General features: G+C 59.3%; 28 protein-coding genes and 1 pseudogene. 13 read left to right on the plus strand and 16 right to left on the minus strand.

The window, feature by feature from the left end; translation table 11 throughout:
• Positions 1-143 precede the first annotated feature (143 nt).
• Positions 144-839 (plus strand): helix-turn-helix domain-containing protein, encoded by a 696-nt coding sequence (locus JQM66_RS04690; protein ID WP_235228710.1) that lies wholly within the window; start codon positions 144-146, stop codon positions 837-839.
• Between the two features lie 42 nt (positions 840-881).
• On the opposite strand, the gene JQM66_RS04695 is transcribed toward JQM66_RS04690, so the two are convergent.
• Both JQM66_RS04695 and JQM66_RS04700 read right to left on the minus strand, forming a co-directional pair.
• Positions 882-2,018: a pyridoxal phosphate-dependent aminotransferase gene (locus tag JQM66_RS04695; RefSeq protein ID WP_235228711.1), complete on the minus strand. Its 1,137-nt coding sequence runs from the start codon at positions 2,016-2,018 to the stop codon at positions 882-884.
• A 124-nt stretch (positions 2,019-2,142) separates the two neighbouring features.
• On the minus strand, positions 2,143-3,960 hold the full coding sequence (locus JQM66_RS04700) for a CvpA family protein (RefSeq protein WP_235228712.1): 1,818 nt from the start codon (positions 3,958-3,960) through the stop codon (positions 2,143-2,145).
• 331 nt (positions 3,961-4,291) lie between these two features.
• On the opposite strand from JQM66_RS04700, the gene JQM66_RS04705 reads away from it, so the two are divergent.
• Entirely contained in the window at positions 4,292-4,912 is a 621-nt protein-coding gene (locus tag JQM66_RS04705) for a hypothetical protein (protein WP_235228713.1), read from the plus strand.
• Between the two features lie 41 nt (positions 4,913-4,953).
• On the opposite strand, the gene JQM66_RS04710 is transcribed toward JQM66_RS04705, so the two are convergent.
• The 3 genes from JQM66_RS04710 to JQM66_RS04720 form a co-directional block, all read right to left on the minus strand.
• Positions 4,954-7,410 (minus strand): ATP-dependent Clp protease ATP-binding subunit, encoded by a 2,457-nt coding sequence (locus tag JQM66_RS04710; protein WP_235228714.1) that lies wholly within the window; start codon positions 7,408-7,410, stop codon positions 4,954-4,956.
• A 33-nt stretch (positions 7,411-7,443) separates the two neighbouring features.
• On the minus strand, positions 7,444-7,938 hold the full coding sequence (locus tag JQM66_RS04715) for a UvrB/UvrC motif-containing protein (protein ID WP_235228715.1): 495 nt from the start codon (positions 7,936-7,938) through the stop codon (positions 7,444-7,446).
• Between the two features lie 69 nt (positions 7,939-8,007).
• On the minus strand, positions 8,008-8,460 hold the full coding sequence (locus tag JQM66_RS04720; RefSeq protein ID WP_235228716.1) for a CtsR family transcriptional regulator: 453 nt from the start codon (positions 8,458-8,460) through the stop codon (positions 8,008-8,010).
• A gap of 250 nt (positions 8,461-8,710) precedes the next feature.
• Between JQM66_RS04720 and JQM66_RS04725 the strand changes: the two genes are divergently transcribed.
• The 3 genes from JQM66_RS04725 (at position 8,711) to rsmI (ending at position 10,600) form a co-directional block, all read left to right on the plus strand.
• A complete protein-coding gene (locus JQM66_RS04725) occupies positions 8,711-8,884 on the plus strand; it encodes a DUF362 domain-containing protein (RefSeq protein WP_235228717.1) in 174 nt (57 codons plus the stop codon).
• Between the two features lie 154 nt (positions 8,885-9,038).
• Positions 9,039-9,773, plus strand: coding sequence for a tRNA1(Val) (adenine(37)-N6)-methyltransferase (locus JQM66_RS04730; RefSeq protein ID WP_235228718.1), 735 nt, complete (start codon positions 9,039-9,041; stop codon positions 9,771-9,773).
• A complete protein-coding gene (gene rsmI / locus JQM66_RS04735) occupies positions 9,770-10,600 on the plus strand; it encodes a 16S rRNA (cytidine(1402)-2'-O)-methyltransferase (RefSeq protein WP_235228719.1) in 831 nt (276 codons plus the stop codon). Before JQM66_RS04730 ends, rsmI begins: the two co-directional genes overlap by 4 nt.
• Before the next feature lie 362 nt (positions 10,601-10,962).
• On the opposite strand, the gene JQM66_RS04740 is transcribed toward rsmI, so the two are convergent.
• Entirely contained in the window at positions 10,963-11,205 is a 243-nt protein-coding gene (locus JQM66_RS04740; RefSeq protein WP_235228720.1) for an AbrB/MazE/SpoVT family DNA-binding domain-containing protein, read from the minus strand.
• 136 nt (positions 11,206-11,341) lie between these two features.
• Here JQM66_RS04740 and JQM66_RS04745 point away from each other — a divergent pair, with 136 nt between their 5' ends.
• Together JQM66_RS04745 and JQM66_RS04750 are read left to right on the plus strand one after the other, a co-directional pair.
• Positions 11,342-11,926 carry a spore maturation protein A gene (locus JQM66_RS04745; protein WP_235228721.1) on the plus strand — a complete coding sequence of 195 codons (585 nt, stop codon included), beginning with the start codon at positions 11,342-11,344 and terminating at the stop codon, positions 11,924-11,926.
• Positions 11,923-12,444: a spore maturation protein gene (locus tag JQM66_RS04750; protein WP_235228722.1), complete on the plus strand. Its 522-nt coding sequence runs from the start codon at positions 11,923-11,925 to the stop codon at positions 12,442-12,444. The genes JQM66_RS04745 and JQM66_RS04750 overlap by 4 nt, the downstream gene beginning before the upstream one ends.
• A 36-nt stretch (positions 12,445-12,480) precedes the next feature.
• Here JQM66_RS04750 and JQM66_RS04755 read toward each other — a convergent pair whose 3' ends face one another.
• The 4 genes from JQM66_RS04755 to JQM66_RS12575 form a co-directional block, all read right to left on the minus strand.
• Positions 12,481-13,392: a GerMN domain-containing protein gene (locus tag JQM66_RS04755; RefSeq protein ID WP_235228723.1), complete on the minus strand. Its 912-nt coding sequence runs from the start codon at positions 13,390-13,392 to the stop codon at positions 12,481-12,483.
• Positions 13,389-14,690, minus strand: coding sequence for a sensor histidine kinase (locus JQM66_RS04760; RefSeq protein ID WP_235228724.1), 1,302 nt, complete (start codon positions 14,688-14,690; stop codon positions 13,389-13,391). Before JQM66_RS04760 ends, JQM66_RS04755 begins: the two co-directional genes overlap by 4 nt.
• Positions 14,691-14,799: 109 nt before the next feature.
• Positions 14,800-15,477, minus strand: a complete 678-nt coding sequence (locus tag JQM66_RS04765; RefSeq protein WP_235228725.1) for a response regulator transcription factor — start codon at positions 15,475-15,477, stop codon at positions 14,800-14,802.
• Complete coding sequence (locus JQM66_RS12575) at positions 15,474-15,848, minus strand: ComEA family DNA-binding protein (protein ID WP_268824327.1); 375 nt, start codon at positions 15,846-15,848, stop codon at positions 15,474-15,476. The genes JQM66_RS04765 and JQM66_RS12575 overlap by 4 nt, the downstream gene beginning before the upstream one ends.
• 120 nt (positions 15,849-15,968) lie before the next feature.
• On the opposite strand from JQM66_RS12575, the gene JQM66_RS04775 reads away from it, so the two are divergent.
• Complete coding sequence (locus JQM66_RS04775; protein WP_235228726.1) at positions 15,969-17,345, plus strand: D-alanyl-D-alanine carboxypeptidase family protein; 1,377 nt, start codon at positions 15,969-15,971, stop codon at positions 17,343-17,345.
• Between the two features lie 53 nt (positions 17,346-17,398).
• Here the strand turns inward: JQM66_RS04775 and JQM66_RS04780 are convergent, their stop codons facing one another.
• The 5 genes from JQM66_RS04780 to JQM66_RS04800 form a co-directional block, all read right to left on the minus strand.
• Positions 17,399-17,911 (minus strand): nitroreductase family protein, encoded by a 513-nt coding sequence (locus tag JQM66_RS04780; RefSeq protein ID WP_235228727.1) that lies wholly within the window; start codon positions 17,909-17,911, stop codon positions 17,399-17,401.
• 70 nt (positions 17,912-17,981) lie between these two features.
• On the minus strand, positions 17,982-18,608 hold the full coding sequence (locus tag JQM66_RS04785) for a hypothetical protein (protein WP_235228728.1): 627 nt from the start codon (positions 18,606-18,608) through the stop codon (positions 17,982-17,984).
• Between the two features lie 11 nt (positions 18,609-18,619).
• Complete coding sequence (locus JQM66_RS04790; protein ID WP_235228729.1) at positions 18,620-19,060, minus strand: cell wall hydrolase; 441 nt, start codon at positions 19,058-19,060, stop codon at positions 18,620-18,622.
• Positions 19,061-19,188: 128 nt separating this feature from the next.
• Entirely contained in the window at positions 19,189-20,340 is a 1,152-nt protein-coding gene (locus JQM66_RS04795; protein ID WP_235228730.1) for a glycosyltransferase, read from the minus strand.
• 10 nt (positions 20,341-20,350) lie between these two features.
• Complete coding sequence (locus JQM66_RS04800) at positions 20,351-20,605, minus strand: TIGR03905 family TSCPD domain-containing protein (RefSeq protein WP_235228731.1); 255 nt, start codon at positions 20,603-20,605, stop codon at positions 20,351-20,353.
• A 195-nt stretch (positions 20,606-20,800) separates the two neighbouring features.
• Between JQM66_RS04800 and JQM66_RS04805 the strand changes: the two genes are divergently transcribed.
• From JQM66_RS04805 to JQM66_RS04815, 3 genes are read left to right on the plus strand one after another with little or no spacing between them, the layout of a single operon-like run.
• The gene (locus tag JQM66_RS04805) at positions 20,801-21,121 is read left to right on the plus strand and encodes a PadR family transcriptional regulator (RefSeq protein ID WP_235228732.1); all 321 of its coding nucleotides are present in this window, start codon (positions 20,801-20,803) and stop codon (positions 21,119-21,121) included.
• Positions 21,118-22,521 carry a DUF2812 domain-containing protein gene (locus JQM66_RS04810; RefSeq protein WP_235228733.1) on the plus strand — a complete coding sequence of 468 codons (1,404 nt, stop codon included), beginning with the start codon at positions 21,118-21,120 and terminating at the stop codon, positions 22,519-22,521. Before JQM66_RS04805 ends, JQM66_RS04810 begins: the two co-directional genes overlap by 4 nt.
• 3 nt (positions 22,522-22,524) lie before the next feature.
• On the plus strand, positions 22,525-23,475 hold the full coding sequence (locus JQM66_RS04815; RefSeq protein ID WP_235228734.1) for an MFS transporter: 951 nt from the start codon (positions 22,525-22,527) through the stop codon (positions 23,473-23,475).
• Between the two features lie 41 nt (positions 23,476-23,516).
• Here JQM66_RS04815 and JQM66_RS04820 read toward each other — a convergent pair.
• Positions 23,517-23,690: pseudogene (locus JQM66_RS04820) on the minus strand (sporulation initiation factor Spo0A C-terminal domain-containing protein); the annotation flags it as partial.
• Between the two features lie 482 nt (positions 23,691-24,172).
• Between JQM66_RS04820 and JQM66_RS04825 the strand changes: the two are divergent.
• Together JQM66_RS04825 and JQM66_RS04830 are read left to right on the plus strand one after the other, a co-directional pair.
• Positions 24,173-24,421, plus strand: a complete 249-nt coding sequence (locus JQM66_RS04825) for a hypothetical protein (protein ID WP_235228735.1) — start codon at positions 24,173-24,175, stop codon at positions 24,419-24,421.
• Positions 24,422-24,657: 236 nt separating this feature from the next.
• Entirely contained in the window at positions 24,658-25,092 is a 435-nt protein-coding gene (locus JQM66_RS04830) for a hypothetical protein (RefSeq protein ID WP_235228736.1), read from the plus strand.
• Positions 25,093-25,135: the final 43 nt, after the last annotated feature.

Genomic DNA, 25,135 nt, shown 5'->3' on the forward strand with positions numbered 1-25,135 from the left:
ACCAGCGTCTCTTTCCGCTGCCGCTCCTGTGCATCTGCGCATGTCTCCGCAACCGCCGGTTGCGGTATTTGACAGCTTGAAATGGTAGTCTTTTCCCGGCCGGTCTGGTAGTCTATTCCCATCAAAGCAAGGAGGTCCCCCCTATGACGCTGGGTGCAAAAATACAGGCTTTGCGTACAGACGCCGGGATGTCCCAGGAGGATCTGGCAGAGCGCCTGGTGGTCAGCCGCCAGGCTATCAGCAAGTGGGAACTGGACAAAACCGTGCCGGATGTGAAATATATTGTGGCGCTGAGTGAGTTGTTTCAAGTGTCTACGGACTACCTGCTGAAAGACAGCCCCCATCATACCTCGCCGCCCCAGGCGCAGGCTCCGGCCCCTCCTCCGCCTCCCGTCTCCCCGGAGTCTGTCTTCCCTCTGACCGCATCGGCCTCTCCAGACCCTTCCTGCTTGCTTTTGGATGTAAGCCTCTGTCTGTTCGTGCTGCTGATTCTCCTGTATCTGGCTGACGATTGCTTCATGCTTTCCTTATTTTCGACCAGATGGCCGCTGCTGGTGGTTCTGCTGGGAACCCCGGTAATGCTGTTGGCTGGCTTCGAGCTTTTTACCGCTGATACTTCCCTTCAACGGTTCCGCCGGAGCGTAGCCGGATTCTGTATGCTGTGGGGTTTTTCCATGGCGCTGCTGTGCGGTTTCTCAGAAGTCTTTTTCGTGTTGATCAGTCAGGTAGGCGGCATCGCCAGTCTGATTCTCTCGCTACTGCTCATTGCTTTGTTTCTGCCCTTTGGGTACGCAGGCCGACGCCTTGCAGATCATCTCCTCAAACGGCGCAAGGTATAAAAAATACGCTGTGCACGGCGCACAGCGTATTTTTTATACCATTTACAGGGTCTTGATGAACTTCTCGATCCGGTCCAGGCCCTCTTTCAGGTCCGCGTCGGAGTAGCAGTAGCTCAGGCGCATATAGCCCTCGCAGTCGAAGTAGCAGCCGGGGATCAGGCCCACCAGGCCCTCCTTCAGCATCTTCTCGCAGAAGGTCAGAGAGTCCATGCCGTACTTTTTGATGTTGATGAACATGTAGAAGGCGCCCTCCGGCTCCTGGACCTCCAGGCCCATATCCACCAGCCGCTTGTACACGTAGTCCCGGCGCTTGCGGAAAATCTCCACCATGCCGCTGGTATCGCTCTCCAGAGCCGCCACACAGGCAGGCTGGACAAAGGAGGGGGCAGAGACCACCATGTACTGATGGAAGATCTGCATCCGGTCCCGGATAGGGGCATCCGCCAGGCAGTAGCCCAGGCGCCAGCCGGTCATGGCATAGGGCTTAGAGAAGCTGTTGATGACGATGATGCGGTCCCGCATGTCCTGATACTCGGAGAAGCTGTGGTAGTCCTCTGTGTAGACCAGGGTCCGGTACACATCGTCGCACAGAACGAAGATGGGCTTGTCCACCAGGATGTCGTGGATGGCGTCCAGGGTCTCCTTGGTATAGATGCAGCCGGTGGGGTTATTGGGAGAGGTCAGGATGATGGCCTTGGTCTTTTCATTGATGGCGGCCTTCAGAGCCTCCGGGTCCACCTGGAAATGGTTGTCCTCCGTGGGCAGGTTCACAGGAACGCCGCGGCACAGCCGGGTGATGGAGGCGTACAGGCTGAAGGAGGGCGTGGGGATGATGACCTCGTCGCCGGGGTTCAGCACAGTGGCCAGAGCGATGTGCAGGCTCTCGGTGGCGCCGATGGTCAAAATAATCTCCTCGGGGTCATAGTGTAGCCCATGGGCCTTATCCTCGAATTTGGAGATGGCCTCCAGCATATAGGGATAGCCGTTTCCGGGAGGATAGTGGGTGTCGTTGGCATCCAGGGCAGCCTTGGCGGCCTCCTTCACCATATCGGGGGTATTCAGGTCCGGCTCGCCGATGGTCAGGGCACAGGCGCCGGGCGTTCCCCGCACCAGGAAGGTAAAACGACGAATGCCGGATAGTTCCTCGCCGAGCACGGCGTTATTCAGTTTCAATTCCATGGGTCTCACGCTCCTATTTTACGATTTAAAGTAAGTATATGCGCATCCCCAAAAGATGTCAACGGCCAATTCTGCTTGCAGGAAAAAACGGGACGGCAAAACCGTCCCGTTTTTCAATGGTTTGTCAGGCCCTGGTCTCCAGGGGGAAATCATCCGTGGGCTTCTCCTCGCCCTCGAACCGGAAATCAGAAGCAGGAATGATACCATTCTCCGGGAAAGAAGCCTCATCCAGCCGGTAGGTGTACCAGATACTGTCGCCCACATCCAGTAAGACGGCTCTGGGCACCTCCGCCGCGTTAAAGTCCAGATAGCCCAGGCTGTGCTCCATGCGCACATAGTAGTGGGTGTTGCCGCCCACCACGGCGCTGCGGATCTCGGCGATGATGCCGTGCTCCTCCCTGACATCGCCCTGGTTCACCTGGGCGTCTCCGGCGCCGATCAGGCCCGCGTTGGCCAGGGTCTTGCGATAGTTGGTCTCGCACTGGGCCACGGTGCTGCCGGTCTCCACGATCTGATACTGCTGGACGTTGACCATGGCATACATTTTCACCAGGCCGTCCTCGCCTTTCAAAGACATGAAGTAGGTGGGCTGGTCTGCAATGTTCAGCAGCAGGGGGAAGGTTGCCACATAGCGCATCTGCTGCACCTGGCTCTGGGCGGAGTCCATGGCAGAGGTCTCCGTGGCGCCGGCGCAGGGATAGAAGTGGGTCTCCTTTGTCCGCTGATTGGAGAGGATGAAGCCGATGTTGGACTGGTCAGAAGTAACGGAGGTGACACCAGTGTACATATACACATCGTCGTTGATGGCAATATAGTTCCAGCCGGAGGTGGTCAGCGTCACATCCCGCTGGCCGAACAGAGAGTTCAGGAAACCGTTGTGGTACATGCCGTAATAGTCGTACTGATCCATGATGATGTCGGAGGAATACACCCGGTCCACCCAGTTGGGGACCTCCTGGTAGTACTCGCTCTCACCGGTGATGGCGTTCACCAGCACGGCCCCCTCCACATCGGTGCCGCCGAAGAGGCCGATGGTCTTGACGATGCGGGAGCAGACCCAGTAGGGGATGCCGTCCTCGTCGATCTCAAAGACCGGCTCATCAAACATCATGGTGGGGTACTGGAACCGCAGGTGGCGGTACAGGTTCCGGCCAAAGTGCTCAGCCACGGTGTACTTCATCCCTTCGTTCAGCCGCACCACCTCAGCCTCCTGGGTCACCATGTCGATGACGATATAGGCCGGCAGGCCATCGGAGCGGTTGGTAAACCACTTGATCAGGTCGCCGTAGGCCAGAGAGGTGACCCGGACCGGGCGGCCCTGGTAGTTGATCTGGGTGTAGCTGGGCAGGATCTCAAACTGGGACACCATGTCCGCCAGCTCGCCCAGCTTCCGGCTGCCCAGACGGGAGGCGGAATCCGCATCCAGCATGGGGATCTGGTCATAGCTGATCTCCTCCACCTCGGCGGTGAAGTCGCCGCTCTGAAGGGGCAGCAGTTCACTGTAGCTGGAGGCCCGCAGCACCACCCAGGAGCTGATGGCACCCACGGCGATGACGGCGATCAGGCCGATGAAAGCCAGGAAAGGGACCGTGCACTGCTTCTTCACGAAGCCCACATACCCCCGTACTCCCTCACCCTGGAAGCCGGAGGTCAGCACGGCGCATACGCAGTACACCGCGCACAGCAGGAAAGCAAAGACGTAGAATTCCTCCGCATGGAGGTTGATGGCCGGCAGTTCCACGTAGAAATACACCAGGCCGAATACCAGTGTCACAGCCAGGTTGATGAGGGTGCGGGTGAAGGCGTTGCCGATGGGCTTCCGGGGCTTGCGTTCCTTCTTGGGGCGGGGCGGCGTATAGCCGGCGTTCCCCTGGCCTTCCGCGCCGTTGAAGCCGCCGAAATCCCCGGGATTGAAGCCGCCGAAATTGAATGTAAACGGCATGAGACATACTCCCTTCTTTAGATGGTCTTTCTATTTGTTAAATTTCAAATTAACGTTGATATTTATGATACACGAAAAGTATGAACAAATCAAGTTTCCCCCATGCGTTGAAAAATTTGTCCCCACTCGCCCTGCCGCTTTCCTTTTTCGCCCCTCTATGATACAGTATAAAAAACACTCCGACCACGCGTAGAAAGGATATGCCATGAAGCTCACACCGCTGGAATGCCGAAAGATTCGCCTGATTCTGTTACTTCTGGGCTTGATTCTGCTTTTAGCGGCAACTCTCTCCCTTCGCGAACAGCACAAGGAAGAGCCGCGGTGGGATACCTTGCCCCATGTGGAAGTAAACGGTGTCAAGTACCTGTCCTCCTCCCACGGCGCAATTTTCGAGGACTGCCCTCCAGGCTTTGTCTACGGAGGCGATACAGAGCTGGATGATCAAAGCGTTCCCTGCTATGCCAATCCGGCAATGCCTGAATGGGTCTATCTCTATCAGACGTGCTACAATCAATGGACGCGGGAGTATTATCCGGCCTATGTCCGCTATGTGGAGGAGACTCTGCGAGGGCTGGAGCTGTTGCGGTACAACGGACAGCTATATGCCCGGTTGCTGGATGTGGACTACCTGCTCCTTGACCCGGCGTATCAGAAGGACGCAGAACTGGTAAAGCGCTTTGACGGTGCGGATACCCGCTATGGCTGGCGGTTCGAGGGGATAGCTCCGGAGAGTTTCTCCCCGCTGGGCATCACGGTATTTGACGGCTATGATACCATCCCATCTTCAGAGCTGGGTGTCAATTCCCACTGGGGTGAACAAGTCTGGGGTTCCTCCACAGAGCCGGACGTGCTGCTGGTCGAGGATTCCTGGTCTACTCACATGTCTCAGGAAAGCGGCGAGACGCGGCACGACGGCTTTCAGGTATATATCCGCTTTGATTTTCAAAACTGACGCAAACAATCCCCTGCCGCGGTGCGGCAGGGGACTGTTTCTTATTTCGTGACGCAGAGTCTGTTGTCCTCCACGGTGAGTCTGGCGGTATCGCCGGCCCGGAGGGTGCCGTCCAGCATCTTCTCGGCCACGGCGTCCTCCACCTTGCTCTGGATGGCCCGGCGCAGGGGCCGGGCGCCGTACTTGGGGTCGAAGCCCTCCTTGGCAAGTTCCGCCACCGCCTCGTCACCGGCATCCAGATGGATGCCCATGGTCTCCATGCGGTCTGCCACAGTCTTCAGCATCCGGCGGGCCACCTCCCGGATATCCTCCTCCGTCAGGGAGCGGAAGACGATGATGTCGTCGATCCGGTTCAGGAACTCGGGGCGGAAGGTCTGGCGCAGCTCCGTCATGACGGTCTCCCTGGCCCGTTGGAAGGCCTGTTCGGCGTCGGGGTCCCGGTGCTCCTGGGTATTGAAGCCCAGCTTGGCGCCGGCGGCGGTCAGGGCCTTGGCGCCGATGTTGCTGGTCATGACAATGACCGCGTTCTTGAAGTCCACGGTGCGGCCCTGGGAGTCGGTGATCCGGCCGTCGTCCAGAATTTGCAGCAGGATGTTCCACACATCCTCATGGGCCTTCTCGATCTCATCGAACAGCACCACGGAGTAGGGCTTGCGGCGCACCTTCTCGGTGAGCTGGCCGCCCTCCTCGTGGCCCACATAGCCCGGGGGAGAGCCAATCAGGCGGGACACCGTGTGCCGCTCCATGTACTCGGACATGTCAATGCGGATCATGGCATTCTCATCGCCGAACATGGCCTCCGCCAGGGACTTGCACAGCTCCGTCTTGCCCACGCCGGTGGGGCCCAGGAACAGGAAGCTGCCGATGGGCCGCTTGGGGTCCTTCAGGCCCACACGGCCACGGCGGATGGCCCGGGCCACGGCCTTGACGGCCTCGTCCTGGCCTACCACACGCTGGTGGAGGGTCTCCTCCATGTGCAGCAGCCGCGTTCCCTCGTCCTCCGTCAGACGGGTGACGGGGATGCCGGTCCAGCCGGACACCACGGCGGCGATGTCCTCGGCGTTCACAGGCCGGTGCTGGGCATGGTTCCTGCGGCGCTTGTCCCGCTCGTTCTCCACCTGCTCCCGGTAGTTCTTCTCAATATCCCGCAGCTGGGCGGCTTTCTCATAGTCCTGGTTCTGGATGGCATCGTCCTTTTCCTTCACCAGAGCCGCGATCTTCTCCTCCAGGCTCTTCAGCTCGGGAGAAATTTCTTCCGTCTCCATCCGCACCCGGCTGGCGGCCTCGTCCATCAGGTCAATGGCCTTGTCGGGCAGGAAGCGGTCGTTGATATACCGGGCAGAGAGAGACACAGCGGCCTCCAGGGCCTCGTCGGTGATCGTCAGCTTGTGGTGCTGCTCGTACTTCTCCCGCAGACCCTTCAAAATCTCCAGGGACGATTCCTGGCTGGGCTCACCCACCTGCACCGGCTGGAACCGGCGCTCCAGGGCGGCGTCCTTCTCGATATACTTGCGGTATTCGTTCAGAGTGGTGGCGCCGATGACGCGGATCTCACCCCGGCCCAGGGCGGGCTTGATGATGTTGGCGGCGTCCACGGCGCCCTCGGCGGAGCCGGCGCCCACGATGGTATGCAGTTCGTCGATGAAGAGGATCACGTTGCCGGACTTTTTAACCTCCTCCATGACCTTCTTGATGCGCTCTTCAAACTCGCCCCGGTACTTGGTGCCTGCCACCATGCCGGAGAGGTCCAGGGACAGGATTTTCTTGTCCAGCAGATCGTCGGGCACGTCGCCCATGACGATCTTCCGGGCCAGGCCCTCGGCAATGGCAGTCTTGCCCACGCCGGGCTCGCCGATCAGGCAGGGGTTGTTCTTGGTGCGGCGGGACAAAATCTGGATGACCCGCTGGATCTCCTCGTCACGCCCGATCACAGGGTCCAGCTTGCCGGCCCGGGCGTCGGCCGTCAGGTCCCGGGTGAACTCCTTCAGGGTCTTGTTCTTGCCGCTGTCCTCCTTGGCAGTGGCAGCGGCGGTCCTGGCCTCGGCGGCCTTGCCCCGGGGTGTCTCGTTCAGCTTTTGCATGAGGGCGGTGTACAGGTGCTTGGCCTCCACACCGGCGGCCCGCAGGATGCGGACGGCCATGTTGTTGCCCTCCCGCAGGATGCCCGCCAGCAGGTGCTCGGTGCCCACGTAGTTATAGCCGCCCCGGACGGAATCCTCCATGGCGATCTCCACCACCCGCTTGGCACGGGGGGTGAGCCCCTGGGCGGGGTTGCTGCCGGGCAGCCCCACGCCCACACTCTTCTTAATGATCTCCACGATCATGTCGTCGGTCAGACCCGTCTCGGTGAGGACGGTGTGGGCCATACCCTCTTCCTCCCGGATCAGGCCCAGCAGCAGGTGCTCTGTGCCCACGTAGCCGTGGCCCAGCTCGCCAGCTGCCTCCTGGGAAAGCCGCAGGGCCTCTTCGGCCCTGGGCGTGAATTTGTTTTCATTCATAGTTGTCTGCCTCCCCTCTGGGAAATCGTTCGTTTACTTGTTTTCCTGGTGTTCCGCTTCCAGCTTGTGGATCTCGTCCCGCAGCTCCGCGGCCCGCTCGAAGTTCTCCTGGTGGACGGCCTTCTTCATCTCCAGCCGCAGGGCGTTCAGCTTTCGCTGATAGGCGAACCAGTTCTGGTCCTCCTGCCCCACCAGGTCCTCCTGCTTTCCGCTGGTCTGGACCTCCTGCTGGACCGGTGCCGCACTCAGTGCCGGCATATCGGCGAAGAAATCATCGAAGGGGTCCTCCAGCATCCGGCTCATCCGGCCCATCAGGCTGGGCACAGGGGCAAAGAAGTCATCGAAGAGACTGCCGCCGAACATGCTGCCGAAGCCCTGCATCATCCGCTGACTGTGAGCCGCCAGCTTCTGGGTGTAGCCCAGCTTCTCGGCACACTCGCTGCACAGGTGCTTCTCGGTGACCTTTCCGTTGATGTTGCTCTGATACATAAAGGTAACTTCATTCTTACCGCAATTCTCGCATTTCATAATCAATTCCTCCTATATATTCATTATAATAATCATAATAACTAATTTATTGTGTGTCTAAGGTCAAACTCATACTTGCAGGATCAAAACCTGCTTCATAATATCCGCCCGGACAGCATCCCGGTTCTCCCGGAGCACGGCCCCCAGGGCCTTGTCGCCCACGGCAGCCAGCAGCGCCCGGCCCACGTCTTCGCTTAGCGCTCCGGACTGCACCAGATTGCTGAGGATGGCCCGTGCCGAGGGCAGGTCCACCCGGTCGCCCAGAGAGTTGATGACGTGCATCAACAGCGTCTGCCGGTCCACCTGCACCCGGGTGATGCGGATGTATCCGTTGCCGCCCCGGCGGCTCTCCACAATATAGCCTCGCTCCGGGGAAAAGCGGGTGCTCATCACATAGTTGATCTGGCTGGGCACGCAGTTGAAGCGCTGGGCCAGGTCATTGCGCTGGACCTCCAGCACACCGTTCTCCGCCTCCTCCAGGCTCTCCTGCAGGAAGCTGGCGATCAGATCCGAAATACCCACTTGTTGACCATCCCTTTCCAAGAACGTCAAATCATTCTTTGACTTTGACTTTCTTTGATCTTTTGTTCTGACGTCAGTATATCACTCTGCCGCCCAATGTCAATAGGTTGTTTTTGACTTTCTTTGACCTTTTTGAAAACAAATTGTGAACGGCCTTTTCAAATCCTTGCGAATTTTTTAACGGCATGGACTTGCATTTTCGAAATTGTATGGTACAATGAGAATCACAAATCTTATGGAGGTGCTTCCCATGGCCTACAAAATCACTTCTGCTTGCGTGAGCTGCGGTTCCTGCGCTGACGCTTGCCCCGCTGGCGCCATCTCTCAGGGTGACGATCAGTACGTGATCGACGCTGCCGCTTGCCTGGACTGCGGTTCCTGCAGCGACACCTGCCCCAACGGTGCCATCGTCCCCGAGGACTAATCTCAAAGGGATACATAAAAGTCCCGCAGGTGATCCCTGCGGGACTTTTTGTGTCTTTCCTCCCGGTCCGGAGGGCCGGAGTCCCCTTCCCTATCTTGCGCTTCCGCGCATTTTTCGCTATAATGTGGTAACATCATTGGAGGGGAGGCAGCTTATGGAACACTGGGAAGCCCTTTGCCCCAGCGGATACCGCTTCGTCTACGATGACGCGCTGTTCCGACCCGGTACGGACACCTTTCTCCTCTCCTCCCTGCCCCGGCTGAAGCCTGGTCTGCGGGTCTGCGACCTGGGCTGCGGCACCGGGCTGCTGGGCCTGCTTTTATTGCAGCGGCAACCGAAGCTGTCCGTCACCGGCATGGACATCCAGCCCGCCGCCATCCGTCTGGCTGAAAAAGCGGCGGCGGAAAACGACCTGACGGACCGCCTGACCTTCTGCACCGCCGATCTGCGGGACGTAAAATCCCTGTTCCCCACCGGCTGCTTCGATCTGGTGGTCTGCAACCCGCCCTACTACCCGCCCGCCAGCGGCGCGGTGGCAGCGGACGGCTCTCTTCGCACCGCCCGGGCAGAGGTGGACTGCACCCTGGAGGACGTCTGCCATGCGGCTGCTTATCTGCTGCGCTGGGGCGGCAGCTTCTGCCTGGTCCACAAACCGGAACGACTGACGGACCTGCTCTGCGCCCTGCGAGGGGCCGCCATGGAGCCCAAGCGGCTGCGGCCTGTCTGCAAGACGGCCGGGACAGCCCCGTCCCTCATCCTGCTGGAGGGCCGCCGGGGCGGAAAACCGGGCCTGGCCATAGAAGCGCCTTTGATCTTACAGTATCCGGACGGCGCCCCCACCACAGAGGTGGACGCCATCTATTTCAGACAACAGGAGGACACACCATGAGCGGCACGCTGTATCTGGTCGCCACCCCCATCGGCAACCTGGGCGACTTTTCCCCCCGGGCCGTGGAGACCCTGGAGACCGTGGATTTTATCGCGGCGGAGGACACCCGGGTGTCCGTAAAGCTGCTGAACCATTTTGAGATCAAAAAGCCCCTGGTCAGCTACCATGAGCACAACCACGTCTCCGCCGGGCAGGCCATTCTGCAGCGGCTGCTGGCAGGCGAATCCTGCGCCCTGGTGACAGATGCCGGCACCCCTGCCGTCTCCGATCCCGGCGAGGACTTGGTGCGTCTGTGCGCGGAAAACGGCGTGAAGGTGCTGTCCATCCCCGGTTGCTGTGCCGCCGTCAACGCCCTGGCCGTCAGCGGCCTGCCCACCGGGCGGTTCGCCTTTGAGGGCTTCCTGACCGTCAACAAGAAGAACCGCCGGGAGCGGCTGGAAGCGCTGAAAAACGAGGAGCGCACCTTGATTTTCCACGAGGCGCCCCATAAGCTCCTGACCACTCTGCAGGACATGGAGGCCGTCTTCGGCTCCGACCGCCGCATCGCCCTGTGCCGGGAGCTGACCAAGCTCCATGAGGAGACCTTCCGGACCACCCTGGGCGGTGCTGTGGCGCATTACACGGAGAATCCGCCCAAAGGCGAGTTTGTCCTGGTGCTGGCCGGCGCCGAGCCCCGAGAGGCGGCAACAGTCACCCTGGATGACGCCGTGGCTCAGGTCCTGACCCTGAAGGCCCAAGGTGTCCGCCTGAAGGACGCCGCCAAAGAGGTGGCGGAGCATACCGGATTTTCCAAAAACGAGCTGTATGCCGCCGCGCTGGAACAATAAATAAACACAAATAAATGCCTCTGCGGATATTCCGCAGAGGCATTTCAGCTTGTCGAAAAAGTCTTTTCGACAAGCTGCTGCAAGTTTTTCTGAACTTGAAAGATTCAGAAAAACTTATGATTGAAAACGAATGGCCCAGGCCACCCTCTCTTGCCGCTGCGCGGCAATTCACCTTGAGACACCCTTCCTGGGTTATCTCCGCGCTAAGAGCCGGGCTTTGCCCGGTTGCGCTCCGAATCGCACCTGCGGGCGCAGTCTTTCGTAACTATCTTCCTTCCCGTCGCGCAAGTTTTCCGGGTTTATCGACAGCCTGAAAATGCCTCTGCGGATATTCCGCAGAGGCATTTTTCATAGCTTTGCTTTTACAGACTCTTCAGTTCCTTCAGACATTTGGGACAGACGTTTTTGCCCTTGAATACGGTGATATCCTTGGAGGCGTCACAGAAAATGCAGCTGGGCTTGTACTTTTTCAGAATGACAGAGGAACCTTCCACATAGATTTCCAGTGCATCCTTTTCCGCGATGTCCAGCGTGCGGCGCATCTCAATGGGAAGTACGATCCGCCCCAATTCGTCTACCTTTCTCACGATCCCCGTCGATTTCACAGCATATCTCCTTTTCCCAAAAAATACGATTACATTTGTGTAATACGACCATACCACATTCTGTCATATTCTGTCAATTCAAAAGTAAAAAGTTTAAACTTATTTTACAAAAATCGGCAAAAAAGGAGGCTTTTTTATGGCAATGGCCTGGATTTGGACCGGAATGGTGGTGCTGTCTCTGATATTCGGAATCCTCTCGGGAAATCTGGATGAGGTGGCAAATGCCGCCATGGCAGGCGCCCAGTCGGCCATTGACCTCAGCGTCTCCATGGCGGGAATGCTGTGCCTGTGGAGCGGGATCATGGAGATCATGAATGTCTGCGGTCTCTCCCGGGGACTGGCCCGGGCCTTCCGTCCCCTGCTGCGGCGGCTGCTTCCGGATGCCAGCCGGGACGAGGAAACGCTGGCCGCCGTCTCCGCCAATGTCTCGGCCAACCTGCTGGGTCTTGGCAATGCGGCCACGCCCCTGGGCATCCGGGCCGCCCGCAGGATGGCCCGGCGCTGCGAAGGCGTGGCCAGCGATGAGCTGTGTCTTCTGGTGGTGCTGAACACCGCCTCCATCCAGCTGCTGCCCACCACCATTGCCTCCGTGCGGGCGGCGGCAGGCTGTCGGACTCCCTTCGACATTCTCCCGGCAGTATGGTTCTCCTCGGTGCTGTCTGTGACAGTGGGGCTGCTGACGGCCAGACTTCTCTCCCGCTGGGGAAGGGGGCGGCCATGAACCTCAGTTCCCTGGTGATCCCCCTGCTGATGGCTTTTGTGGCCCTGTACGGCATGGGGAAGCGGGTGGATGTGTACAGCACCCTCACCCACGGAGCGGAGGAGGGCATCGGGGTGCTGCTGCGCATTATCCCGGCTCTGGTGGGGCTGCTGACCGCCGTCGGCATGTTCCGGGCCTCCGGAGCCATGGAGTGGCTGTCCGGTCTCTGCGCACCCCTGCTGGAGCGGCTGGGCATCCCGCCGGAAACCGCACCGCTCATGCTGATCCGCCCGGTCTCCGGCAGCGGGGCCCTGGCCGTGGTCAGCGACCTGCTGTCCACCTACGGTCCCGACAGCTACGAGGGCCGGGTAGCCGCCGTCATGCTGGGCAGCACGGAGACCACCTTCTACACCATTGCCGTCTACTTCGGCTCCGCCGGTATCCGCCGGACCCGCCACACAGTCCCCGCCGCCCTGGCGGCAGACCTGACAGGCTTTTTCGCCTCAGCCCTGGCGGTGCGCCTGTTTTTCGGCACATAAAAAGAACGGGCGGGAACTCTGTCCCGCCCGTCTTTTTCAGCTCATATAGGGCCGCGCCACGTTGACGGAGCCGTAGTAGTCCGCGAACTCGCCGTCCACCAGGTATCGAACCTCTCCCACGCTCTCCAGCGAACACAGGGCCTTTGCCAGTGCCCGCAGAGCCGTCGCCAGTCCTCTGTCTCCGGAGATCGTTTCCAGCATGCCCGAGGAGAGGTTCACGTAGCATACGTCCTCCTCCAGCCACACCGATTTCACCCGGAAACCCTCCGGCAGAACAGATGATAGCTGCTTATCCAGCGACCCGTTCTCCATGGCCCGGGCCACCGCGCTGACCTGGGTGTCGCCCTCGTAGAGGTCCAGCGTCCGCTGCTCCGGCTTCAGATAGCCGTTTCCGTCCAGGAAGTACAGCATCACATCCACTGTGCTGACCACATCGCCCTCCGGCGCCAGCAGCACATCCCGGGCCGCGAAGACCTGCTTTTCCCGGTAGGCCAGTTCCCGGCCCCGGACCGTGATCCGCACGGATAGGATGTCCGGCAGCTGGGTCAGGGTCAATGTGATGGCCTGGTCCGCCAGAGTCAGGGCCACTCCGGACAAGGTCCCGTAAGGCGTGGACAGGTCCACCAGCACCTGAGACCCCTCCACGTGCAGAGACAGCAGTATCGTTCCCGACGGGATGGTGTTCTTCAGGGTCTCGTCCTGAGGGCCGGCCAGCAGCTCCTGCACCAGAAGCGTTGCCAGAGTCTCCGTATCCGCCGTCTCCGCCTCCGGCAGCCAGATACTCTCCGCCCGCAGGGCGCCGCCGCCCGGCACGGATTCCAGATCCTGCTCCAGGAAATACAGGAGATAGCCACCCGGCTGCTCCGGCTCCTCTCCGGTCCCGTACATGGCATAGCCGCACACCAGTACCAGGCACACCGCCAGAAGGATCAGCATCCACTTTTTCATGACGCCTCTCCTCCTTCTGCCGCAGGCCACCGGACAGTGAACACCGATCCGCCGCCGGGGCGGTTGGCGGCTTCCACCGTGCCGCCCCGCCGCTTCACCGTGTCGCTGACGATGGACAGACCCAAGCCGGTGCCGCCAGCAGCCCGGGAGCGGGCCTTGTCCACCCGGTAGAACCGCTCAAAGATCCGGGGCAGATCTGCCTCCGGGATACCCGGGCCCCGGTCCGCCACAGACAGGACCACCTGCCCGTGGACCTTCCGCAGGGAGACCTGCACCGGCCCTCCAGCGGAGTATTTCAATGCATTGTCCGTCAGGTTGGAGATCACCTGATGGACCTCATCCCGGGTAGCCATCACCAGACAGCCCTCCTGAGCAGAGAAGGTCAGCTCTGAGCCCCTCTCCTGAGCTACCAGGCTCATCATCCGCATGGCCTGCTCCAGCACCGACAGCACGTCCACCACGACGGGTTCCTGGATGATGCCGCTGTCCAGCTTTGTCAGCTGCAGCAAGTCCTCGGTGATGCGGCTGAGGCGCTCCGCTTCCATGCCGATATCCGCCACGAATTCCCGGGTGGTCTCCTGGTCCATGTTGTCGGTCTGCAGGATGGAGTCCGTCAGCAGGCGAATGGCCGCCAGAGGCGTTTTCAACTCGTGGGACGCGTCGGAGACAAACCGCCGCCGGGCGTCCTCCGTGGTCTGGAGCCGGTCTGCCAGGCTGTTGAAGGCGTCGCCGATCTGGGCGATCTCGTCACCGCCCCGGATCTCCGCCCGGTGGCCGTAGGCGCCCTCCCGGACCTGCCGGATGGCCGTCATCAGGCGGCTGATCTTCTCCGTCAGGGCCATGGACAGCAGCAGGCTCAGTGCCAGCACGCCCACCCCAACCACGGCGGAGATGCGCAGCAGGTTGGACTGCAGACCCTCCAGCAGCGCCGCCTGCTCCACGTCGTACTCGTAGGCATACACGGAGCCGATGATCTGGTTCTGGTACAGCACCGGCGAGGAAGCACGGCTGCGGAAGGCCCCGTTCCGGTAGCTGCAGGAGAAGGCGTCGTTGCCCATCAGTGCCTGGACGATCTCCGCGTACAGCACATAATTTCCCACAACGCTGCCGGTCTCACGGGTGTCATAGAGGACCTTCCCCGCCCCGTCCGTCACCAGAATACGGGAGAGGCCCGTCTCCTCCACCACCGCCATGGCTGCCGCCACGTTTTCCTCGTTGAGCCGGTCCAGGCCCGACAGAGAGTACACCATCACGGAGACGCTGCTCTGCATGGTGGTCTCCTTGGAGCGGAACACCATGCTCTGGGACACCAGCAGGGGGTACGTGTTCAGCAGCAGCAGGACCGCCAGGATAATGAGGATGTAGCTGAGGCCGAATTTGACCCGCAGGCTGTTCCATACCCGTTTCTTACCCTTTGAAATAGTACCCCACTCCCCACTTGGTCATAATGTGGTCCGGCTCCGCCGGGTTTTTCTCCAGCTTCTCCCGCAGGCGGCGGATGTGGACATCCACCGTCCGGTAATCTCCGGCGTAGGTATAGCCCCACACCACGTTCATCAGGTTCTCCCGGCTGTACACCCGCCGGGGGTTGCGCATCAGCAGCTCAATGAGGTCGTACTCCTTGGCCGTCAGGTCCACGATCTCACCGTTCCGGATGGCCACCCGTTCCTCGGTGTTCAGGGAGATATCCCCTACCGTCAGCACAGCGCCCTGGACCCGCTGGACACCGGCGGCCCGCCGCAGCAGCGCCCGGACCCGGGCCTTCAGCTCCAGGATGTTGAAGGGCTTGGTCAGGTAGTCGTCCGCGCCGCACTCAAAGCCCATCAGCTTGTCCGCGTCCTCGCTCTTGGCGGTCAGCATGATGATGGGCACATTGGAAAACTCCCGGATACGCATGCAGGCCTCCAGGCCGTCCACCTCCGGCATCATCACATCCAAAATCAGCAGGTCAAATTTCTCGTTGCGGGCCAGGTCCACGGCGGCTGCGCCGTCGTAGGCGCACTCCACCTGGTAGCCCTCGTTCTCCAGATTGAATTTGATGCCCTTCACCAGGGTCTTTTCGTCATCTACCACCAAGATCTTCATGTCGTTTCCTCATTTTCCACGGTGACGCGGCCCTCCAGCCCGTCCAGCTTGCCCTGGCCGATGCCGGAGACCTCCATCAGCTCCTCTACGGTCTCAAAGGGACCGTGCTCCTCCCGGTACGCCACGATGCGGCGGGCCAGCTCCGGGCCGATGCCCGGCAGTTCCGCCAGTTCCTCCGCCGGAGCTGCGTTCAGGTCCAGGGGCGCCAGCTCCGGCATGAACACCTCCTGGGGTACATCCCTGGCGGTCTCCACCGGCGACGCGGCCAGTCCCGCCTGGTCATGGGCGTACAGCGCCATCAGGCCGCACAAAAACACCGCCGTCAGACCCAGCAGGAGCCATTCGGTTTTCGTGATTTTTCCAGCGGCCATATTGGTTGAACTCCCGTAATTTTTTTGATATACTGTTGCCAGAACCATTCGTTCCCTGCCGGCATCCCGGCCGCGGAGCGTTTCTGATACCGATTATAACATATTTCTCAGGAGATAGATATGAAAACGAACCGCTTTTTTGCTCTTTTTTTGGCTCTTGTCCTGAGCCTTTCTCTGTTCCCCACTGCTTATGCCGCCGGTGACGGGAAGCCGGAGCTCCCCGCCGACCCGGATATTCTAGCCAAGGCCGCCCTGCTGGTGGACGCCAATACTGGCGCGGTGGCCTACGCCAAAAACGAGCATCAGGAGCTGTATCCCGCCAGCCTGACCAAGATCATGACGGCCCTGCTGACCCTGGAGGCCATCGACGCGGGCAAACTGTCCATGGACCAGGAGTTGACCGCTACCGCCACCGCTCTGGAGGGGCTCTCCTCTGACGGCAGCTCCGCCGGCATCAAGGTGGGTGAGACCATGTCGGTGCGGAACCTGCTGTACTGCATGCTGGTGGTCTCCGCCAACGAGGCCTGCGACATTTTGGCGGAGGCGGTCTCCGGTTCTGTGTCTGCCTTTGTGGCGGCCATGAACGCCAAGGCAGCGGAGCTGGGCTGCGAGAACACCCACTTCGCCAACCCCAACGGTCTCCATGACCCCCAGCACTACACCTCGGCCTGGGATATGTACCTGATCACGAAGGCCGCTATGGAATACCCGGATTTCATGACCATCTGCGACACCGCCGCCTATACCGTTCCCGCCACCAATCTCAGCGGAGAACGGAAGCTGTATACCACCAACCACCTGCTGTCCAACTGGCGGGTCATCGGCTATCGCAATACGGAGGCCCACGGCATCAAAACCGGTTCCACCGATGCGGCGGGGCACTGTCTGGTGTCCTCTGCCATGCGGGGCAGTCTCCACTTTATCAGCGTGATCCTGGGGGCTGACCGGGTGGTGGAAAACGGCGTGGGCAACATCCGCAGCTTCTCCGAAACCACCCGGATGTTCAACTACGGCTTTGATAACTTTACTTACAAAACCATTGTGGAAGAAAAGGAGGTCATTCAGGAGGTCGCTGTCTCCCTGTCCAAAATGGACCATGTAACGGTCCATCCTGCTAAGGACATTGAGGTCCTTCTGCCCAAGGTCCTGGGGGCAGGGGATCTGGAGCGGACCATTACCCTGGAAGCACCTGTGGAAGCCCCGGTGGAGAAAGGCCAGAAGCTGGGCACCATGGTGCTGAGCTATGACGATGTCACCTACGCCTCCGTGGACCTGCTGGCCAGCTTCGACGTGGAGGCCAGCAAGCTGATGACCTTCTGGCGGGATGTGAAGGTCTTCTTCGCCAAAACCTCTGTCCGGGTGGGCATCATCGTACTGGTGGTGCTGATCGTGGTACTGGTGCTGTGTAAGCTGCTGTTCGGCCGCCGCCGCTACCGCTACGGCCGTAGCGTCAGCCGCCGGGGCGGCGGGAATTACCGGGGCCGCCGCAGACATTGAGGAAATATAAAAAACGGAGACTGCAGAAGCAGTCTCCGTTTTTTTACGTCGGATTACAGGTACTTCACCAGTTCCTCCAGGGGCTTGCGGGAAGCATGCAGCCGGGAGGGATGGGCGCCCTCGGCGGGATAGCCCAGGGTCAGCATGGCAACCGGCATGGTACCCTGCATCTCCGGGAAAGCCGCCCAGAGCTTTTCAGGCTCGAACATCCCCACATAGGTAGTGCCCAGGCCCAGGTCCGCCGCCTGCAGCATCATCTGGGTGGCAGCGATGGCGGCGTCGATCTCGCCGTGGTTCTTGCCATCGGTCTCCCGCTTCCAGGCCTCCTGCAGATCGCAGGCCACCACTAGGATCACCGGGGGATGGAAATGGGAACCCATGCAGCCGTCGGCCTTTTCCAGTGCCTCGGGGCTCTGGATGACAAAAATGCGCTGGGGCTGGAGATTATGGGCAGTAGGGGCATTGCGCCCGGCCTCCAGGATCAGAGCCAGCTTCTCCGGCTCCACCGGACGGTCGCTGTATTTCCGGAGGGAGTACCGCTCTGCGGACAGCTTTTCAAAATCCATGGGACTGTCTCCTTTATCTGATGTGATATCCGGATTTTAGCACACTCTCCCCTGCACCGCAATCCTTTTTTCAGCGGCGGGGCATACCGCCCATGGCGCCGCCGGAGCTGCCGCTCATGCCGCCGCCCATTCCGCCGGACATGCCGCCGCCCATGCTGTCGCTGATGCCGTTGCTCTGCCAGCCGTCCTCCCGCAGCAGCTCGGCACACCGGCGGCGGCGCTGGATATCATAGAATTCCACGAATTTCAGGGAGTAGTAATCGCTGACGATATAGCGGTCCCGGCTCTCCTGATAAATGGTGAGATAGTCGTTGCCCACATCGAACAGGATGCCCTCCCAGGACACGGTGTTCTGGGTGCCCACCAGGAAGGTGGCCACCACATAGCTGCCCTCATAGCGGGACAGCAGGGCCTTCCAGGACCCCAGGTACGCCTCCTCCCGGGAGGTAGGCGCCTCAATGACCTCAACGGGAAGCTGATTGCCCATGTCCGCCAGCTCCGGGGGATTCGCGCCGGTCATGGAGGTTCCCCGGTCCATGGTCCCGGTCATGGTGCCCCGGCCGGCAGTCACGGGATAGCGGGGCTCCGTAGGTTCCCGGCTGATCTCTCCGGACCAGTCCATCCGGTCCCGCTGGCGATCCCGGTCCATCGTCCGCGGCATGGCTGCGGGCTCGTAAGTATTCTGCAAACGCTGCATAATGACACCTCTCAAGTTTTATAATACGCATCCGTGGGATTGTAAAAGCAGTGGTCGCCGATCCGCGTCTGCCAGTATCCCACATTGGATGGAAAGAAAGATCTGCACTGGGGGCCGAAGGGGTTGTAAAACCACAGGGACTCCGCCACATCCGGCAGCCGGTTGCCCGCGATGGCCCAGTCGGCGATATCGTAGTGGATCTGTTCAGGCCGCATATTGTAAATATTCTGAGGATTGTAGGCGCCGCCCTCGGTCTCACTGGCGCAGACGAACTGGTAGGGCTGGAAGATGATCTTGCGGATGCTGCCCTGGCCCACCCGGGCGTATTCCCCGCCTTTGGCGTGGACCCGGTTCATCACCACACCCGCCACGGCCTTCATGCCGTTCTCCCCTTCCCCGCCCGCCTCGCACTGGATCAGACGCGCCAACAGCTCCCGGTCGGAAAATGCCATGGTGTATCTCCTCACTTCCTTTGCTGAGACAGTGTATGCGGAGGAAACCCTGCTTGTGAGGGCAGCCGAAGCTTTCGGGCATAACAAACGGCCGCCCGTAGGGGCGGCCGTGCTCAGGTCTGATGTATTCAGGGATGTACCGCTTTTCTGGCCGCGCCCTGTTCGGCGATGGCCATGCGGAACATCTCCTCCGTTTTCTTGATGGACTCCTCCATCGCATACTGCTTGGCGTGCTCGGCGTAGCGCAGTTCCATTGTCTTCCGCTCCTCCGGATGCTCGATCCACCAGTCGATCTGGGCAGCCAGGGCGGCGCTGTCCCCGGCGGGGAACAGACTCCGGCCATCCAGGGCGAACTGGGGTGTGGCGGACCGGGAGGACTCCGCGATAATAGGCACCAAGCCGCAGGCGAAGGCCTCCATGCAGCTCATGGCCTCGATCTCCGCGTCGGAGGTGTGAACATACAGGTCCGCCATGTGCAGAATATCGATCAGGCGCTCCGGCTCGTAGAACTGCATCACGATGGGATTCTGGAGCTTTTCCGCCAGCTTCCGGTACTTCTTCTCCAGCGGGCCCTTCCCCGCCAGGATCACCTGGATCTCTTTGGCATGATGGCTGCGGGCGCAGGCCTCAATCAGCACGTCCTGCCGCTTTTCTCCGGCATAGCGGCCCACCATCAGCACGTTGAAATAGCCCTTCATCCAGTCCTCCTTGGGCAGCTTGCCGTAGAAATACTGGGGACTGATGCCGTTGGAGATCACATGGAGCTGAGCCGTATATCCATGCTGGCGCAGCTGATTTGTGATCATGTTGCTGGGGCAGTGGATATGGGTGAACCGGTTGTAAAAGGTATCCCGAAACCCGCTGTACAGCAGGTCGTTGGCCCGCTTGCTTCTGCCCAGGTGGAAGGTATAGGTGATGTTCTCCGGCTGGCAGTGGAAGGCCGCCGTGTGGGGGATGCCCAGCTTTTCCACATGCCGCAGGCCCGTGACCGCCAGAGGCGAGGGCATCATAAAATGCACCACGTCCGCCCAGGCGGCCGCCTTTTCAAAGACATGCTTGTTGGGGATGGCCAGCCGCATCCCCTGGCTGGTGACCAGATGCTCCATCACCGGCAGGAACTTCATCTGCTTCACTGCGTATTTGTAGTCGGCGGGCTTGCCGATGGCAATGACCCGGACCTCGTTGCCGTGGTCCTTCAGGGCCTTGGCAAAACGGCGGGCGCTAATGGTAGTTCCGTTATTGGCGTCGTCAAACTGGTCGATCACCAGTACGATTTTCATAAGCCTCTCCTCACTGTTTCTCCAGCGCGGCCTCCAGGTTCTGTGCGAACTGGTCCGGGCAGGAGGTGTCCTTAAAGCCGCAGCGGATGCCCTTCAGCCGCTCAATGGCCTCCCGGGCGGGCATGCCCTTCACCAGGGACGCAATGCCCTGCAGATTGCCGCTGCAGCCCCCCAGCACCCGCAGCTCCTGAATGACGCCCTGGTCATCCACATCCACCTGCATCTCCTGGGAGCAGACGCCCCGGGGGCGAAAACGATAAGTCATGGGTTCTTTCTCCTTTTGTTTAAATATTCCACTTTAAGATACCACACGTGCCGGAAAAAGGCAAGGTCACAAATGCCCGCCCGCTCCCTCGTTCGATATTCTTTGGGAGGGCAGCCTTATTGCCGCTTGACATTAACGATATTCGATATTATACTGATATTTGAAATAACGATATTCGATAATAGGAGGTGTCCTATGGCCCGGGAAAAATTTCAAACTCTGACGGAGCAGATGTTTTACATCCTGCTGTGTCTGCGGACAGAGCTGTGCGGCACAGACATCATGGCCCGCGTCACGGAACTGACCCAGGGCCGGGTCAGCGTCGGTCCCGGCACGCTGTACAACCTGCTGGAGAGCTTTTTGTCCGCAGGCTATATTGCGGAAACGAAAATAGAAGGCCGGAAGAGGAGCTATCTTATCACGGAAGCAGGCCAGAAGGCCCTGGAGGACGAATACCGCCGCCTGCGGACCCTGGCGGCGGACTACGAAGCACAGACAGGAGGTGCGGACGCGTGAAAAATACGAAACGGGAATGGATGCCCCTGTACGGCTATCTGGACCGGACCGCCATCACCGCCCATCTTTCGGACATGGCTGCCAAGGGCTGGATGCTGGAAAAGATCGGCGGCTGGAGCTGGCGCTATCGCCGGACGGAGCCGAAAAAACTGCGATTCTCCCTCACCTTCTTCCCCGCCGCCTCTCAGTTTGACGCCGTTCCCTCCGAGGGGCTGGAGACCTACCGGGACTACTGTGCCGCCGCGGGGTGGGTCCTGGCGGCGGACTCCGCCCAGGTGCAGATTTTTTACACCGAGGATGAACAAGCCGTCCCCATTGAGACGGACCCGGCAGCGGAATACGCCAACATCCGCCGCTGCATGAAAAAGAGCTTTCTCGGCAGCTATTGGGCGCTGCTGGCCCTGTCCCTGTTCCAAATCCTGTTTCAGTTCTATCGCATCTGGACGGACCCGGTGGACACCCTGTCCAGCACCGCCAGCCTTTCCACCATTTTGAACTGGCTGCCCCTGGGCCTGCTGATTATCGCGGAGCTAACCCGATACTATCGCTGGCAGCGGAAAGCCAAAGCAGCGGCGGAGTCAGGCGCCCCCCTGCCGGACCTGCGGAGCGTCCGATGGCTGGGCATTTTGGTAATGGTGTGGTCCTGTTTCATCGTCCTGTGGCTGCTGGCCTCTTACTGGAATTCCCGGGGGATGTTCCTGCTGATGGTGGGGATGCTCCTCTATATGGGCCTGATGATTTTCCTGTCCCTGGCCGCCAAAGACGCCCTGAAGCGCCTGAAAGCTCCCCGCTGGGCGAATATCGCCGTCACCTACGGCCTGATCATCGCCCTGACCGTGGGCGGTATGGCGGGCATGACGGCCCTGATTTTCCGCAATTCCGGCTGGCTGGAGGACCGCCCAACCGTGGAGACCTACGAATATAGGGGCATGACCTGGTCGGTCTATCACGACGACATTCCCCTGCGCATCGAAGACCTGGTGGAAACGGACTACACCCAATGGAGCACCCAGGCCCGGGTGGACAGCTCTTTCCTGCTGACTCACGGGACCTACACCCAGCGGGCCCGGATGGATGCCCTGGATCAGCCGGACCTGGAATATGAACTCGTCACCGTAAAGTCGGGATTCCTCTATAACCTGTGCAAAAAGGACTTTATCTCCTGGGTGGAATGGGGCAATGACCAGCTCCCTCAGGAAGACTGGGATGAATACCGCCCCGTGAACGCCGCCCCCTGGGATGCGGACGAGGTCTATCAGCGATACAGCGCCGGGGAGGCCATCAATCAGTTCCTGGTCTGCTGGCCGGACCGGATCGCCGAGGTGCAGTTCGACTGGGACTGGACCATAACAGAGAACATGATGTCCACCGCCGCTGAAGCCCTGAAAGGAGGACGCTGAGTCATGCTGGCCAATCCCGCCGCCCTGAGTACGCTGGCCCTCTGGCCCCTGCTCATTCTCTTTTGCGCCACGGAGATCTCCAGCTACTTTCTCTGGCGCCGCAAAGCCAGGCGGATCGCGGACGAGGAGGGCCGCTTCACCCCCACCCGGGGCCACCGGCGGCTGCGGCTGGCCTATGAGCTGCTGACGACGGTCGCTCTGCTCTGCATGTTCTTTTCCTTCAGTACCCAGATATCATTTATCTTCGCTGGTGTCTTTGTGGTAATCGTTGCCCTTCAGGGGCTGCTGGCCGGGCTGCGGTATCTGCTGCGGCGCACCGGCTGGTCCACGGAGGTCAACCGTCTGGTGACACAGCTCCTCAGCTTTCTGGTGGCCTTCGCGGTCATCGGCGGCGTGACCTGGGGCGCTATTCGGCTGATCCAGGATGAGCCGTGGCGGGAGACCTACACCTGGCAGGGAGATGAGTACGACGTCCACCCCATCGACCTGCCCCTGACCCTGGCGGACCTGACAGGCCAGCCCTATGAGCATATCTCCCGGGAGCAGTTGGAGACCCGGACCTTCTTCCTCTCCCGCCAGAGCTGCAAGGAGACCGTCGGCCAGCCCCAGAAGCAGCTGACATGGAACTACGAGGTCACGGACATCCGCCGTCCCTGGCTGCGGGACACGGTGGTCCGGGACTATCTGGAAAATACCGGCGATACCTTCACCATCCCCTCCCGCCAGATCAAGTTCACCATCGACTGGGATTGGGTCCCGGAGGAGGACCCCGGCGCCTGGGGCGCCGATGCGGCATATCGGAAAGTATACATTGACAAGCAGAACGGCCACCGGAATCCGGTCAACACCTATCTGCTTTTCTACGGCGACCGGATCGTGGAACTGGACCTTCCCCAGAAGCTCACCGACATCCAACGGGCCACGGTGGGGGAAAGGCTCGGGATCCATATATAAGGAAAGGGAGAGGCATTTGCCTCTCCCTTTGTTTGCGCTTTTCAGCCCAGCAGGCCCGTGCCGTTTTTCTTCTCCAGCAGGAGCCGGTCAGCGATCATGGCGATGAATTCACTATTGGTGGGCTTGCCCTTGGCGTTGCTCACCGTGTAGCCGAAGTACTTCTGCAGGGTTTCCAGGTCGCCCCGGTCCCAGGCCACCTCGATGGCGTGGCGGATGGGTGTGCCTGTCGGCCCACAGAAAACGGCTTCGCTTCAAAACAGATTTGTTGCTTAATTTGCTGGAATGAACCACGACTGTTCATCGGGTTGTCCTAATGCTATCAGATGTTTTTGAATCCGTCAACTTCTAAGCCTATAAACTCTTGAAATTCGAAGTTTGTTGGGGGTATTTAAACACAAATCGATCTCCACTATCAACTTTTGAAGACTTTCTTCAACTTTCCAATAGGTTTTGAGAACTTTGTAGTGTCCAGGAGTCAGAAAAGAGTCTGCCGCAAGGCTTGCCCTCATGCCACTTTGAGTCCCGCTCCAAAGTTCGGTTTCTCCTGCCATCAATCAGCCTCAAATGCGAGGCTGATTTTTTCTTTTTTACAACACCTTGATGGAATGTTTATGTGCCAGGGCATAAAAATAATTTTGCTATACTAATATCAGAAAACAGGGGAACACAAAACAACAAAACAAAGGAGATTATAAAAATGTTCGAAAGAATGACTGTTGCTGACTACAAAGAAATCTATGAAAAAATTCTTCACCTCTCATTTGATGCCGACGGTTTTGGGCTGTTTAAGCACATTACTGATGAAGATGTCGAAAAGTGCATTTGGATCGCTGCAATCCTGGATGTGCTGAACGATGTCCCTCTCAGCAGAATGGAGCATACCTTCAAGCAGAAGAAGATGACATTCGATTGGGATAAGTTCTGGAAAGAAAATTACGAATCCTAACAACGGTTCATTTTTGTGCCAGGCCAATACACCGAGTTTGCTATACTAATATCAGAAACAAGGGGAACACAAAACCCAAACAAAAAGGAGATGACGACATGAAGAAGAGAAAGAGAAAAAGGAAAAGGTAATGGAACACTTTTGTACCAGGTAAGAAAATCAAATTTGCTATACTAACATCAGAAACAAGGGAAACAAAAAATTCAAAATAAAATTATTAAAAGGAGATTATTAAAATGACTAACATGACTATTCGCTACATCGACGAGAAGACTGCTCAGGTTACCAAGACTTTCCAGAAGAACGCTTCCATCTTCGGCACCGACGAGTTCAAGCTCTGGCGTGAGTACAAGAAGGAGTTCCCCAATGCCGTAATGGTCACCAAGAGCATCAAGAAGAACCCCAACAAGCTGAACATCACCAAGAACATGACCTACGAAAACATGGCTGCTTTCATCCGCGAGCAGGACGATGCTGAGGCTGTCATGGCTGAGTTCCAGAAGCAGATCAATCTCTCTAAGGTCAAGGCTAACCCCTACCGCGCTGTCCTGGCATGGTTCAAGCAGAAGTACACCAATGTCAATGACTACATGGATTACTTCGAAAACCTGGCTGCCGAGAAGGCTCAGAAGGAAAGCCTGTTTGCTCTCGCCCCCGCCGCGAACTTCTAATCCGCTAACAGATACGAATTTGAATTAAGAAAGGAATTTTGAA

It is taken from the genome of Oscillibacter valericigenes (assembly GCF_021531915.1).
GTDB lineage: Bacteria > Bacillota > Clostridia > Oscillospirales > Oscillospiraceae > Oscillibacter > Oscillibacter valericigenes_A.